This is a genomic window from Providencia sp. PROV003 (assembly GCF_045040775.1).
Taxonomy (GTDB): Bacteria; Pseudomonadota; Gammaproteobacteria; order Enterobacterales; family Enterobacteriaceae; genus Providencia; species Providencia huashanensis.
The window spans coordinates 153,690-170,857 of the sequence record NZ_CP096369.1; the positions used below are offsets into that span (position 1 = coordinate 153,690).

Annotated in this window: 2 protein-coding genes; both read left to right on the plus strand. The window is 43.0% G+C overall.

Features of this window, described 5'->3' with window-relative positions:
- Nucleotides 1-377: 377 nt before the first annotated feature.
- A complete protein-coding gene (locus M1F14_RS00685) occupies nt 378-7,559 on the plus strand; it encodes an invasin domain 3-containing protein (RefSeq protein ID WP_181469057.1) in 7,182 nt (2,393 codons plus the stop codon).
- Complete coding sequence (locus M1F14_RS00690) at nt 7,471-17,139, plus strand: hypothetical protein (protein WP_181469055.1); 9,669 nt, start codon at nt 7,471-7,473, stop codon at nt 17,137-17,139. Before M1F14_RS00685 ends, M1F14_RS00690 begins: the two co-directional genes overlap by 89 nt.
- The last annotated feature ends 29 nt before the right edge of the window (nt 17,140-17,168 follow it).

The following is a 17,168-nucleotide window of genomic DNA, read 5'->3' on the forward strand; positions in this document are numbered from 1 at the left end:
TACCCCTTAAATGGGGCTTTTTTTTATTTTTTAGTAACGAACTGATGACGGTCACAAACCGCGACTAAATTTAATATTATTCCAATAAGAATAGCGTTTATACCATCTATTGATTAATTTGAAATGCATAATTTCCAACCCATTATTTCACCCTTTAGATAACTGATTTTGTTCAGGTAAGATTAATTCTCAAGCAACATAAATAGCATTTACTCGCGTTATAAACGGTCGCTTTTTATTAGCAATAAAAGCCACTCATCCCCCATTTTTTCGCCTTGCAAATTCCGCTTCTGTTTAAGTCAAACTAATTCACAAGCTCTTACCTTTATAAGCATTCCACAATAGCAAAGTTAAAATTAAAACTAGGAATGAATTAAATGAGCCCCACTACATCAACAGCAAAGCCAACATTGAGACACAGACTCTCAAATGGTTTTGTGATATTTACTGCTATTTGGTCTTCGGCTGTTATGCCTGTTATGCCAAGCTACGCAAAAATGTTAAGCCCTGATGAGTTGCCAACACTAGGTGGTGATTCACTCCCTCTTGATGACAATAAAACCGAACAGCTTATTGCTGAGTATAGCCAAAGTGCCGCTCGTTTTATTTCGGATAAGAAAAAAGCTGCAGACCTCGCTGAGCTAGCACAGGATTACACGCGTAATAAAGTTACCAACGCAGCAACAAATGAAATCAACCATTGGTTATCCCAAACGGGGAACGCCAAATTTAGTGTTGACGTAGATAAAAAATTAAAAATTAAAAATACCCAGTTAGATTGGTTAATCCCTTGGTATGAACAACCTGATTTATTACTGTTTACCCAACATAACGTTCATCGTACTGATGGCCGCTTACAAACCAATAATGGTGTTGGCGTCCGTCACTTTACCCCGGATAGTATGGTAGGCACGAATGCCTTTTTTGACCATGACTTATCTCGTTATCACTCTCGTGTCGGTTTTGGGGTTGAATACGCACAAGATTTCTTAAAATTGAGTGCCAATACTTACCTGCGTACCTCGTCATGGCGGGGGGCGTCTGAATTAAAAAATGACTACAATGCTCGCCCAGCTAACGGTTGGGATTTGCAAGCTGAGGGCTTTTTACCATCATATCCGCACCTTGGTGGAAACCTGAAGTTTGAGCAATATTTTGGGGATGATGTTGCTTTATTTGGCAAAGATAAGCGCCAAAAAAACCCACTGGCAACCACAATTGGTATGAGTTGGACCCCTTTCTCACTGGTAACCTTAAGCGCAGAACAGAAAATAAGTGGAGGATTGAGTGAAACCAATGCCAAAATGGAATTCACTTGGACATTGGGTAAAAGCTTAGCTGAACACCTTGACCCGACTAAAGTCGTTGAGTCGCGCCGTCTATTAGGTAGCCGATATGATTTCGTTAACCGTAATAATAATATCGTATTGGAATATCAAAAGAAAACCTTGATATCGCTTTCTCTTCCTGACATGGTCCAAGGAAAAACAGGGGATATACTCCCTATCATCAATTCCCTTAGTACCAAGTACCCTTTAAAAGACATCACAGTCCAAGCCCCGGAGTTTTTAGCTGCTGGCGGAGAGATCTTACTTGATGGTGCAAAAACAAAAGTTAAATTGCCCACCTACAAAGTGGCAATGACCAAAGAAGAAAGCAAGAAAAATAACCGCTATCGATTCACAATAACCGCATCTGACCACAATGGAAATCACTCTCCACAAGGAACGACATGGGTTGAAGTTACCGACTACGGCGTATTATCAATTAACCCAAACGAGGTCATCAAACAAGGTAACGCGATAGCTAATGGCCAAGATATCAATACATTAACCATAATTGCCCGGGATGCTTTAGGAAATATCGCACCGGACTCCGTCGTGACCTTCACCTTGCCTGCTGAGCTCAAACTGGCTACGCCAAAAGCCACCTCGTCACAAATGGCTTTTTCTAATCTATTTAAAAAAATGCAGGCGGCAAAATCAACCACCCAAAGCAAATATCGCGTTATCACCAATATGAAAGGAGAAGCATCGATTCAATTTACCTCTCTCGTCACAGGTAAGCACCGAATTCAAGCGACTGCAAACGGCGGCGTACCGGTTGAAGCGGCTTTTTCCTTTATTGCAGATACCCGCCAAGCGCATATTAATCATTTTAATATCCTCAGTGATAATGCGGTTGCAGATGGAAAATCTACAAATAAAATTCAATTCCATATCACTGATAACCATGCACACCCAATTCAGGGTGCCATGCTGCAACTTGATGCTGAAAATGCCAATGCCACACAGCTAAGCCCAACCGATGAGCAGGGTAACACTGATGTTGAAGTGGACAGCAAAATAGCGGGAACAACTAAACTGTCCGCAACACTCAATGAACAACGCGTTGAAGTAAAAGTGAATTTTGTATTTGGTCAGCTAGCCAATGTCTCCATTTTAGACCTTGAGAAAACAGCCGCGGGTACAGATAGTATCATCATGATTTCTTTAACTGACCAATATAACAACCCAATTTCTGGGGCTGATGGTAGCGTAATAGCCAACATCGATGGTCAACCAACCCCCATTACAATAAGTGAAACTTTTGCAGGTAGTGGCGTTTATATCGGCACATTACCGGGACAACAAAGCGGTACACCAAACGTAACGGTGACTATTGGTACACACACATCTTCCCCAGAAGTTCTAATCGTTGAGTCTCCGAAGCCAATTACTCCTCTCACGCCAGATGGGACAGGAAAAAAAGGGGAAAAAGGTGTTGTTGATAATATAACTATAACGCCTAGTTCTCCCTACTCTTTGCAATCTGGGGATACGCTTGATGTTACCGTCACCATTAAAGATGCCTTTGGTAACGGCTTAACAGATTTAAACAGCAATAATATCAATATTGGCAAATACCAAGGCGATACATTGAAATGGATTGATAACGGTGATGGTTCATACACCACCTCTTTACCATTAACCGAAGTCGGTACCAATGATTTAACTGTTTCTGTTAATGGAACAATGAGCCCAGCCACTAAAGTCGAAGTGGGCAACGCCACAGGCACTAAAAATGTCGATAACGTGAAAGTCACCAACATCAGTAAACCCGCAGCAGGTGAAAATGGTACCGTGACTTTCCAGTTAAGTGATAAACACAACAACCCCATAGTCGGCGAAAAAGAAATTACCGTTAATATTGATGGTCAGCCACACACTTTGCCAGTAACAGAAACCTCCCCAGGTACTTATGAAGCTATTATTCAGGGGCAAATTGCAGGCAACCATTATATTTCAGTGGTCGTTAACGGGAAAGAGTCCCCCAAAGAATTGCTAATTGTTGATAAGCCACAACCTATCAAGCCTAAAGACCCGAGTGGTATAGGGCAAAAAGGTGAGCAAGGCGTCGTCGATAATATCGCCATCACCACAGGTGATACCAGCCATCTACAATCTGGCGATAAGCTCGAAATCACCGTAACCATCACAGATGCCTTTAACAATGGTTTGTCAGGGCTAGACACTAATAATATCAACATTGGTAAACACAAAGGCGATACGTTGAAATGGGTCGATAACCAAGATGGCTCATACTCTACCAATATTGAATTAACAGAAATTGGCAATAATGACCTCACTGTTTCTATTAATGGCTCTACCAGCCCACAGAAACAAACCCAAGTTAGCCATGCCAAAGGAAAAGACAAAGTTAGCAAAATCGTCATTACCAATCCCCCTACCCCAGCAGCGGGCGCGCAAAGCACACTGACTGTCAAATTAACCGACAAAAATGGTAACCCTGTGGTTGGTGAACAGGAAATGGTGATTAAAATTGATGGCAAACCCTATACTTTACCTGCAAAAGAAGGAAAACCGGGTATTTATGAGGTCACATTGCCAGCGCTACAAGCAGGCAAACATGATATTCATGTTAGTTTGAATGGCACCACATCAATTAAAGAAAAGTTGCTGGTTGAGCAGCCAAAATCAATTTCCCCGAACAACCCAAACGGAACGGGCCAACTAGGCGAGAAAGGTGTTATTGACAAAGTGGCTATCACGGTTGATCACACTCACCGTTTTGAATCCGGTAATCCTCTTGATGTCACCGTAACGGTGTCAGATGCCTTTGGTAACGGTTTAGCTGGTTTAAATACCGATAATATCGATGTCGGTAAACACAAAGGGAATACCTTAAAATGGGGAGACAATGGCGATGGCTCTTATACCACTACCTTGACCTTAACCGAGGTTGGCAGCAATGATTTAACCGCCTCAGTCAATGGTACCCGCAGCCCACTCACAGAAGTACAGGTTAATAACGCCACAGGGGCGTCCCATGTCGACCAGGTGAAAATCACCAAAACAGAAAAACCAGCGGCAGGCTCAAATAGTATTGTGACTATCGAGTTAACCGATAAACATGGCAACCTAGTGGCCGGTGAAAAAGAAATAACTATCAATATTGATGGTCAAGCCCATAAACTGCCAGCGAGAGAAAGGAAACCGGGTATTTATGAGGTCACGCTACCAGCACTGCAAGCGGGTAATCATAGCATTAGCGCGAATGTGAATAGTAAGGTCTCAACTGAAAATACAATCGTGGTCGCGAAACCAACACCAATAAAATCGAATAATACCGGAAAACTTGGGGAAAAAGGTGTTGTCAACAACATTGCCATGACAATGGGCGATACCAGCAACTTACAATCTGGCGATCAGCTTGGGATCACAGTGACTATCACTGATGCCTTTCATAACGGTTTAACCGAGATCAATACCCATACTATCAACCTTGACGGGTTTAACGGCAAACCAGTCTGGAAGGATGAAGGCGATGGTTCTTACACCACCACCATCACATTAACAGAGATTGGCTCAAAAGATTTAACCGCCTCAATTAACGGTCAAAAAACCCCTGCGACGGCCATTCAAGTCAGCAACGCTTCGGGTAAAAATAACGTCAGTAAAGTTGAAATTACCAAAATAGAAAAAGCAGATGCAGGTTCTAATAGCACACTGACTGTTAAATTAACCGATAAAAATGGTAACCCTGTGGTTGGTGAACAGGAAATAATTATTGAAATTGATGGCAAAAAACACACACTACCCATCAAAGAAATCGCCCCTCAAACCTATGAGGTTATTCTTCCAGGGCAACACGAAGGTAAGCATAGTATTATCGCGGAAGTGAATAATAAGCTGTCAGGCGTAAAAACACTGGTAGTTGAGAAATCAAAACCCATTAAATCAATAAACCCAACTGGCAGTGGTCTGCAAGGGGCAAAAGGTGTTATCGATAAAATTACCATGACCACCGGTAGTGTAGCCAATCTGCAATCAGGCGACGCACTCCGTGTGATGGTAACGCTAACCGATATCTTTGGTAATACATTAACAGGGATCGACACCAGTAATATTATTCTTGATGGCTATAATGCTGGAACACTACAATGGATTGATAACGCTAACGGAACTTACTCAACCACCTTGCCATTAACTCAAATAGGAGACTATAAATTAACCGCTTCAATTAGTGGTCATAAAACACCTCACACACCAATTAACGTCGCTAATACGACAAATAGTGCCAAAGTGAGCAATATCATCTTTGACGCTATCCCCTCTAGTGCAACAGGTGACAATAGAGTTATTACACTAAAAGTGACTGATGCTAATCAGCATCCTGTGACCCAAATAGCAAATGAAATACAAGTCACCATTGAAGGGAAGACAAACACTTTACAATTAGCAGAATCAACAACAAACAAAGGCACCTACATGGCTGTTTTGCCGGCGCAAATGCCTGGCACTTACATAATTAATGCCAAAGTTAACACGAAAACCGAGACAAGGATCTGGGTGGTAGGAGCAGCAAACACTATTACCGCCTCCCCGCAGGGCCAATTAAATGAACGCGGCACCCTCAACACCATTGAGTTTCAAATATCACCCCATAATGGTCTAAAAGTTGGCGACACCCTAACCCTAACCGCGACCATGAAAGATGCGTTTGGTAATACCTTAACAGGTGTTGATACAAAATTAATTAACTTACTTAAAAGCAAGAATAAAAATGCGCCATGGCAAGATAATCAAGATGGTTCTTACCGTTCAAGCCTACAGTTAATTCAGTTTGGAAAAGCGTCATTAAAGGTTGAGGCCAATGGCATCCAAAGTAATGAAGTGGCTATTGATGTGGCCTATAGCGAGCAAGTCAGCCATATCACCGCATTAAGTTTAGAGCCTATTTCCAATAGCGAAGCAGGTAATCAACCCACTATTACGGTGAAAGCTATTGATAATCAAGGTCATGCAATTACAAATATTGCAAATGCCATCACTGTAGCGGTAAACGGTCAAAAAGTGGCTGTCACCTTGACTGAATCTACACAAAATAAAGGCTCTTACATTGGCACCTTGCCAGCAATGACGGCAGGGAAATACACTGTCGAAATCAAAGCTGGTAACCAAACACAATCAAAAGAGTGGACTGTCAATGACGCAACCACTATTACAGTCAATCCCAAAGGCCATACTGGTGACCGTGGTGTCGTTAACAATATAACACTCAATACGTCGTCAATTACCGCACTCAAATCTGGTGACTCTCTAAAGCTAACGGTCACCGCAAAAGATGCATTTAACAACCCCCTTAAAGGGATTGACCTGAACAGCATTACGCTAACGCACAACCAAAAAACCAACGTGACGTGGAAAGACAACCAAGATGGCACTTATACCACTGATTTATTGCTAACCCAACTCGCTAGCGACACAGTAAAAGTGAGCATCAATGGGCATGCCCAAAACGTCAATATTGTGGTGAATAATGCGATAGAAAGCACAAAAATCACCCATGTTGTACTTGAGCCTATCTATGCAAGTGAAGCAGGTGAAACTCAAACTATTACAGTAAAAGTTACTGATAATAATAAGCACCCGGTTACTGCAATTGCTAACCATATCACTGTTAAGATCAACAAACAGTCTCGATCAATACCTTTTACTGAATCCTCAACCCACAAAGGCATTTACACCGCCGCATTACCTGTAGAAAAAACAGGAGATTATACTATTGAGGTGAGTGCTAACCGTCACACATCAACAAAAACGTGGCAAGTAAAACAGCCTACGACCATTAAAGCGACAGCAAAAAATGGGAGTGGCGCAGAAAATCAACGTGGTGTAGTTAAAACTGTTAAATTAACCTCTTCGTCGCCCAACGGTCTCAAATCAGGGCATTCGTTACAATTAACCGTAATACTAAAAGATGCCTTTGGTAACACCCTTGAAGGTGTTGATAGCTCAGCTATTCAATTGCGGAACAAGCAAGCAAGCACTGTCAGTTGGTCAGACAACCGCAATGGAAGCTATACCATTATTTTACCGTTAACCGCTATTGGTGAAGATCAATTAATGGTTACCGTAAACAAGAAAGACAGTTCACCGCTGAAAATTAACGTCGATAATGCGACGGGTGCAACTCAAATTCATAAGGTCGAAATTAACAAGCTACCTAGCCCAGCAGCAGGTAAAAAACAGCACCATCACGATTGTATTAACTGATGCAAACTCCCTGCCTGTCACAGGAGTGAACGGTAGTGCAATCCTTTCTATTGATGGTGTAGAAACGTTAATTAATATCACTGAAAAAACCAAAAACACGGGGATCTACACCTCATCGCTTTCAGGTCAAAAATCCGGCGATCATAAAATAAAGGTTACGGTTGGTGGTATTCATTCAACAGAATCAACCTTACACGTCAGCGCACCAAACGCCATCACCAACAATAAGCATGGCGCAGAGGGTGAACATGGCGTGGTAAAAACCGCTGAGCTCACAATCGCACCGGCTCAAGGCTTTAAATCAGGGGATAATGTAACACTGACACTGACGTTAAAAGATGCGTTTGATAACACACTGGTAGGGGTTGATACCTCAGCAATTAAGCTTACCCATAACCAACGACTGACTCCAGTTTGGACAGATAGAAAAAATGGCACCTATACCGCGGCATTAAAGCTGACAAAATTAGGTCAAGACCAGCTCTTTATCGCCGTGAATAACGAACAAAGCCAGAGCGTTTCCATTTATGTCTCCGCGCAAGCAGACAACAAGGCTATCCAACAAATCAACATTACTGATGTTACCCAAGTTGCAGCAGGAGCAAACAGCGCCTTTGTGGTTGCATTAATCGATGATCAGGGTAACCCTGTCAATGGCATCGATGACGTAACGGTGAAAATCGATAAGCACCCACCAATCTCTGTTTCAGTCACTCAACAAACGGATGGCAGTTACACAGGAACATTACCGGGGCAACTCAGTGGTGCTCATGAGGTGGTTATTTCTACCAATGGGCTAACATCCAAGCCAAAAACGCTAAACGTGGCACAAGCCGATACCGTTACCGCAACGGCAGATGGCAGTGGCATAAAAGACAAGCAAGGTGTTGTTAGCAGCGTGGTACTAAGTGCATCAAAAACAGCGTTAACATCTGGCGCGAATGTGCAACTGACCGTCAGCTTAAAAGATACCTTCCACAACCCACTCAAAGGAGTTAGCAGTAAACATATTGCGCTACAACATAGCCAAATGGGCAGTGTGGCATGGGTAGATCACAATAACGGCAACTACACAGCAACATTGCCGTTAAATAAACTGGGGCCTGATACACTGAAAGCCACAGTAAACTCAGTAGCAAGCCAAGCTATCACTGTTCACGTACAAAATACCAACCAAGTGACGCAAATTAGCACACTGGAGCTTAGCCCTATTACCCCAACAGCAGCAGGTAACTCGCCAACACTGACAGTGAAAGCCGTTAATATCTATAACCATGGCATCACGGGTATTGCTGATAACTTTAAAGTTTCACTTGATAATACGTCACAGCACCTAACTTTCACTGAAGATAGCCAACAACTAGGGACTTATACCGCCACCTTACCGCCTAAAAAAGCCGGTAGCTATACAGTTGAAGTTCGTGCGAATACACACACAGCAACACAAACCTGGGTGGTAAACGCTGCAACGGTCACCAAAGCAACCCATCACGATGGCTCTGGGGTTCAGGGTCAGATAGGTGTGGTTAATACCGCTGAACTGGCCATAAAAACCACCGCCAACCTCAAATCAATGGATACGATAAAACTAACGCTGACGTTAAAAGATGCGTTTGATAACACACTGGTAGGGGTTGATACCTCAGCAATTAAGCTTACCCATAACCAACGACTGGCTCCAGTTTGGACAGATAGCAAAAATGGCACCTACACTGCGGACTTAATGTTAACGGCATTGGGTGAAGACCTCTTAGTCGCCAAAGTTAACAGCACGCAAAGTGATCCGGTTAAGATTGACGTGAAAAAAACACAAGGAGATAAACACATCAACAAGGTTGTTATCACCCATATAACCCCTTCTGTAGGCGCAGGGGCAGAAAGTACCTTAACGTTTACCTTAGCCGATGTTCAAGGGAACCCGGTTGACGGCATCCAACAGGTTGAGGTCGCAATCGATCAGCTTAAACCGAAAAAAATTAACGTCAATCAACAAGCGGATGGCAGCTACACAGGAACATTAGCGGGGCAACTCAGTGGTGCTCATGAGGTGGTTATTTCTACCAATGGGCTAACATCCAAGCCAAAAACGCTAAACGTGGCACAAGCCGATACCGTTACCGCAACGACAGATGGCAGTGGCACAAAAGGCAATCAAGGTGTTGTTAGCAGCGTGGTACTAAGTGCATCAAAAACAGCGTTAACATCTGGCGCGAATGTGCAACTGACCGTCAGCTTAAAAGATACCTTCCACAACCCACTCAAAGGAGTTAGCAGTAAACATATTGCGCTACAACATAGCCAAACGGGCAGTGTGGCATGGGTAGATCACAATAACGGCAACTACACAGCAACATTGCCGTTAAATAAACTGGGGCCTGATACACTGAAAGCCACAGTAAACTCAATAGCAAGCCAAGCTGTCACTGTTGACGTACAAAATACCAACCAAGTGACGCAAATTAGCACACTGGAGCTTAGCCCTATTGCCCCAACAGCAGCAGGTAACTCGCCAACACTGACGGTGAAAGCCCTTGATATCAATCAACATGGTGTCACGCAAATTGCTGATGACTTTAAGGTCACGCTCAATGGTGCACTGATAGACGCCATTTTCACTGAATCCTTAACTTCAAAAGGGGCTTACACCGTGACCTTGCCACCGCAAAAAGTCGGTAAATATACGGTTAAAGTGACTGCCTATAAACAAACCGCACAGCAAACGTGGGAAGTTAATGTGGCTTCTGTCATCACGGCAACCAACACCTCGGGAACGGGTACGCAGGGTGCACGCGGCGTGGTCAAAACCGCCGAGCTCACAGCGGTATCAACTCAAAACCTGAAATCAGGGGATAGTGTAAGACTGACGCTGACCTTAAAAGATGCGTTTGATAACCCTCTAAGTGGTATTGATGTTAAAAACATCAAATTAACCCACAACCAAACCGGTAATGGGCTTTGGGTTGATAACAAAGATGGGACCTACATTGCGGACTTAATGTTAACGGCATTGGGTGAAGACCTCTTAGTCGCCAAAGTTAACAGTTCGCAAAGTGATCCGGTTAAGATTGACGTGAAAAAAACACAAGGAGATAAACACATCAACAAGGTTGTTATCACCCATATAACCCCTTCTGTAGGCGCAGGGGCAGAAAGTACCTTAACGTTTACCTTAGCCGATGTTCAAGGGAACCCGGTTGACGGCATCCAACAGGTTGAGGTCGCAATCGATCAGCTTAAACCGAAAAAAATTAACGTCAATCAACAAGCGGATGGCAGCTACACAGGAACATTAGCGGGGCAACTCAGTGGTGCTCATGAGGTGGTTATTTCTGCCAATGGGCTAAAATCCAACCAAAAAACGCTAAACGTAGCGCAAGCCGATACCGTTACCGCAATGGCAGATGGCAGTGGCATAAAAGACAAGCAAGGTGTTGTTAGCAGCGTGGTACTAAGTGCACCAAAAACAATGTTAACATCTGGCGCGAATGTGCAACTGACCGTCAGCTTAAAAGATACCTTCCACAACCCACTCAAAGGAGTTAGCAGTAAACATATTGCGCTACAACATAGCCAAATGGGCAGTGTGGCATGGGTAGATCACAATAACGGCAACTACACAGCAACATTGCCGTTAAATAAACTGGGGCCTGATACACTGAAAGCCACAGTAAACTCAATAGCAAGCCAAGCTATCACTGTTCACGTACAAAATACCAACCAAGTGACGCAAATTAGCACACTGGAGCTTAGCCCTATTGCCCCAACAGCAGCAGGTAACTCGCCAACACTGACGGTGAAAGCCGTTAATATCTATAACCATGGCATCACGGGTATTGCTGATAACCTTAAAGTTTCACTTGATAATACATCACAGCACCTAACTTTCACTGAAGATAGCCAACAACTAGGGACTTATACCGCCACCTTACCGCCTAAAAAAGCCGGTAGCTATACAGTTGAAGTTCGTGCGAATACACACACAGCAACACAAATCTGGGTGGTAAACGCTGCAACGGTCACCAAAGCAACCCATCACGATGGCTCTGGGGTTCAGGGTCAGATAGGTGTGGTTAATACCGCTGAACTGGCCATAAAAACCACCGCCAACCTCAAATCAATGGATACGATAAAACTAACGCTGACCTTGAAAGATGCGTTTGATAACCCTCTAAGTGGTATTGACGTTAAAAATATTGAATTAACCCACAACCAAACTAGTAATGTGCTTTGGGTTGATAACAAAGATGGGACCTACACTGCGGACTTAATGTTAACAGCATTGGGTGAAGACCTCTTAGTCGCCAAGGTTAACAATATGCGAAGTGATCCGGTTAAGATTGCTGTCGGGCATGCTGAAGGGGATAGCAAGGTTTCCCAGATTAAAATTCTGTCGTCCATGCCTGTACCTATGTTAGCGGGCGTAGGCGGTACACTGGTGCTTTCCATGACAGACAAAAACGGTCACCCAGTCGCCAATATTAATCAAGTGTCATTTGGCATCATAAATAATTTGGGGACTACCTTCAACGTCTCTCAATTGGCTAATGGTAACTATATTCTCACATTACCAACCCTACAGGCAGGGGGATACACCTTTAGGATTAGAATTAACAAAATATCCGACACTATAAGCCTCACAGTGGAAAAACCAAAAGCTATTCTCGCAGATAAACCTGATGGCTCGGGGGCTACAAACTCACGCGGCGTGGTGAAGAACGTACAATTTGACCCTATACAGATAACTCATCAGCAAGCCGGTAATAAACTAAAACTCACAGTCACCTTAACTGACCATTTTGATCATAAGCTAATCGGTGTTAGTCACGGCATTATGACCAAGACAAAACAAGCCAGCTCTGTAAAATGGCAGGATAACGCAGATGGCAGCTATTCCACGGAGTTGTTGTTGAGTAAAGTAGGGACAGATACGTTACAAGTAACCGTCAATAACATTTCCCAATCACAAACCATTCAAGTTAATGCCCCAGAAGGTAAATCTGCCGTTCACAGTGTGGAGTTAAAGGAGACTGGCAAGATGTTTATGGTCGGCGATTCCGTCAAATTACAATTAACATTGACAGATAGCCATGGTAACGGTGTTGAAAAGGTACAGGCTAGCGATATTCGATTAGAGCATAATAATACGCTTATCTCTGCACTCTCTTGGCAAAAACTAGGCACAGGGGTTTACACCACCACACTCCCGTTACATAAACAAGGGAGAAACACTTTTGTAAGTCGAGTTAACAACCAAGCAAGCACACCACTTGCCGTTAGCGTCAACGCACTAACCGGCCCAACACAGGTAAAAACCGTTCAGCTTAACGCCAGCACTAACCAACTGACAGTGGGAAGTAAAACAGAACTGACTCTGACATTATTAGACCAATGGAATAATGGTGTTGGCGGGATCACCGCTAAAGATATCACCATTAATGATGCGCATATTAAGAAAAACCTAACGGGTTTAATCTGGACGCCACAAGGAAATGGTATCTATACTGCACCAACAACGGTTTCTACCGTAGGGGTCCACTCGCTGAAAGCAACCGTTAATCTAATAGAAAGTCATAATGTATTGGTTGATGCGCAGCCGTCAACCAACCAAAGTCATATAAGTAAAGTTAAACTAACAACAAACTTAAGCACCATTACCGCAGGCAGTAAAGTCACGTTATCGCTAAAAATAACTGATATAAATGACAATCCAGTTATTAAACTCGATAATCATAAGATCACGCTGACTGAAAGTAACAACACCATACCCACTGTCTGGGATGAAGATCTCCACGGCTTAGGTATCTACTCCACCAGCATCAAGCTCACTAAGGTTAAAACACATAAGCTAAAGGCTGAAATTGGCCAGTTTACAGATATAACAAATGTCATGGTCAACTCACCATCGGGTAAAGATGCGGTGACGGCAATCGCCATTTCACCGATAGCCAGAAGTGAAGCAGGGGAAGCATCATCGTTCTTAATTCACTTAACTGACCAATATCGAAACCCTGTTAACAATGTCCTAAGTAGTGATATCACCGTGAAAATTAATGGGCAAAAACAGAACATTATATTTACGGAAAAAAATATATTGAACGGGTATACAGCTCACCTTCCTGCCACTAAAGCTAACAGTTATCAGATAATGGTGGAAGTTAACGGGCTATCAAAAACTGCCGAATGGGTCGTTAATCCCCCTATAGCGGTCCCAATCACTTCTTATGATAAAGATGGGTTAAGGCGCTCATTAGAGACGATTTTTGTTACTCACAACGCTCAAAGCACCACAATAAATTCAGGTGATAAAGTCACTCTAACTGTTGCGCTAAGAGATAAGTTCAATAACAAACTCACTGGTGCAAAAAACGCATTGAATTTACTGACTAATCTACAACCAACTACCGCATGGATAGAAGTCAGCGATGGGCTATATACTCAAGAAGTCATTATGAACAAGCTACACAAGCAATCAATTCAAGTCGTGGCAAATAAAATGCTCAGCGATAAGCTTGAGCTAACCATTTCACCTGCCGAAGGGGTAAGTCATGTCCATAAAACCCGACTTGAAACCAAAGAAGGCACCATTGAAGCAGGTAAAGAAGTCACCTTAACATTAACCCTAACCGATAGCGTTGATAATGGGGTTATCAAGGTCGATACTAACGATATTCAATTCACCAACAACCAAAAAGCCGTCAAGACGACATGGGCTAACATACAAGATGGCGTGTATACCACCAAACAACGGTTAGAAACCATGGGTAATTACCAGTTCAAAGCGATTGTAAACAACCAGCCAAGTCGTATACAGACCGTGGAAGCCACCTATCCAAGCGGAAAGGATGTGGTAAAAACAGCGGACATATCAGCAAATACCAGCATGGTTAGTGCAGGTGAAAATGTTGAGTTAACCTTAACACTGAAAGACCAATACCAAAACTTGGTGACTGGCGTCAATGGCTTGGATATTACTTTAGTCGATAACCATAGCAAACAAAAAATTGATAGCAGTAGCATTGCTTGGAACATGGAATCAGCGGGGGTTTATAAAGCCAAAGTTCCACTGACATTAGTCGGTAAGCATACGTTAACAGCCACCGTGAATACGGTATCCGCTCCAACCAACGAAATTACGGTGAACTCCCTAACAGGTGCTGCGAATGTGAAATCTGCAACACTTTCAACATCAGCAAAATCAATCATGCCGGGTACTAATGTAGCACTATCCTTAACCCTAAAAGATAAATATGACAACCCGGTCACCAAGGTCGACACAAAGGATATTTCCTTAACTGATGCGTTCGCGACCTTGCCTACAGCAAGCGTAACGTGGAGTAGCTCGCAAGATGGCGTTTATACGACTAACGTCCAGTTAAATAAGGTAGGAAGCCACACATTAACGACCTCAGTTAAGAATGTGCTGTCTAATGATACCGTGAAAGTTGAATCATTCAGTGGCACTCGCCATGTGAATAATGCAACATTGGCTCTGGACAATTCAACAATAACCGTTGGTAATTCAGTCACATTAACCCTATCACTTATCGATATGTATGGTAACAACGTTAGTCAGGTGCCGGACGGTGACATCACCATAACTTATGGTAATACGACACTCAGTCCAAACTGGTCATCTTCTACGAATGGAACCTATACTGCATCGCTGCCATTTAACAACGTCGGCACTGGGTCATTGCAGGCAAGGGTGAATAAATACGATAGCCTTGCTCAAACCCTGACAGTCGCTCATCCAAGTGGCCAAGATAAAGTAGCAAAAGCTAACTTAACGGTAAAAACAACGTCACTCAAGGCTGGGCAAGACGTTGAATTAACCTTAGTGTTAAAAGATAAGCACGATAACTTTGTGATTGGCGTCAATGGCTCGGATATTGCTTTAATAGATAGCCATAAACAAAAAATTGATAGTAGCCGTATTGCATGGGGCATGGCATCAGATGGCGTTTATAAAGCCAAGGTTCCACTGACATTAGTCGGTAAGCATACGTTAACCGCCACCGTGAATACGGTATCCGCTCCAACCAACGAAATTACGGTGAACCCACTTAAAGGTGCTGCAAATGTGATCTCTGCGACACTTTCAACACCAGCAAAATCAATCACACCGGGCACTAAGGTAACACTGTCCTTAACCCTAAAAGATACATATGGCAATCCTGTTACCAAGGTAGATGCAAAGGATATCACCTTAACTGATGTATTAGTGACCTTGCCTACACAAACCTTAATGTGGAATAGCACACAAGATGGCGTTTATACGACTGATGTCCAATTAAATAAGCTAGGAAACCACTCGTTAATAGCAGAAGTTAATAATGTACCATCTAGCCATACAGTAGCAGTTAAGCCATTAAGTGGCCCTAGCCATGTCAAAACAGTCAAGTCAACTGTACCCAAGAAGGTTAAAATGGGTGAAAATACATCAATGACAGTAACCTTAGCTGATATGTATGGGAATGGCGTTATTGGCGTCCAAATGGCCGATGTCACTATTTCAGATACGCAAAATAATACCTCCCCTTCATCTTGGACAGATAATAAGGATGGTAGCTACACAGCAAACATTGTATTTAATACCCTAGTGACAAAGAAAATTAAAGTCAGTGTCAATTCACTCTCACACACCCAAGATGTAGAGGTAGCCGTTGGTGTCCCGGTATTTAGAACTGGTCGCAGTGAGTTCTCCGTTGTTAACCGCGATATTGATAAACGCGGTCACTCTATAGCCACTATCCAATTAGTGCTAAAAGATGCTGCTGGTAGCCTGATTACCGACCAATTCCCTACAATTAAGGTAAAAGGTGCGGCTTTGTATAATGATAACATGAAGGAACTCTCTAATTCCAAAGGGACTTATATCATTGATATATCCAGTGACAAACAAGGCACAGCGATTGTTGAAATAGATAAAGACTCCATCGGTGCAACAAACAGACCACCGACATTCACTTTTACCGCTTATGGAAAAGTACAGCTGGAGACTCATATTAACCCACATACTTTTGAATTCAACAGTGGTTTCCCTAAATTCGGATTCAAAGATGCAACCTTTACCATTAAGGTACCTGTTGGAAGGCCATCGGATTATAACTGGCAGGTATCTAAAAATTGGCTCACAGTCAATAACAATGGCGTAGTCACTTTCAACAAAAAACCAAGTTCTTCTTGGACGGCAGAAATCACAGGTCGTGCAAAATCAGGTGTTGGCCATGATGGGGTTGTCAAATTTAGTATTACCCCCCACATTTGGTTGGATCTCCGCTCATCTAAAGCGAGTACGCCTGAAGAGCACTGTAAAATCAACGGAGGAACTCTTTCCACTGTTACTGATTTTGCTTCAAACTTCGCAAGACAAACAGGTTCAATCATCCCTGAATGGGGGAACCTACAAAGATATCAATCCAGCATCTTCGCAATTCCGTATATCGTAGTTAAGCATGACCAAAGTTCTACCCATGATCGTACTTTGCTATCTATTGTAGATGGTGGCCTACTACCTTTTAACAGCAACTCCGGTGTAAAAATTTGGGACAATAGCGCTGTCTGCGCCTTTAAACCTTAACTCACCCTCCCCCCGCCTCGGCGGGGGTT

Excerpts from the sequence above, each read along its gene's own strand:
- M1F14_RS00685 (WP_181469057.1), top strand. The coding sequence starts at position 378 with ATGAGCCCCACTACATCAACAGCAAAGCCAACATTGAGACACAGACTC.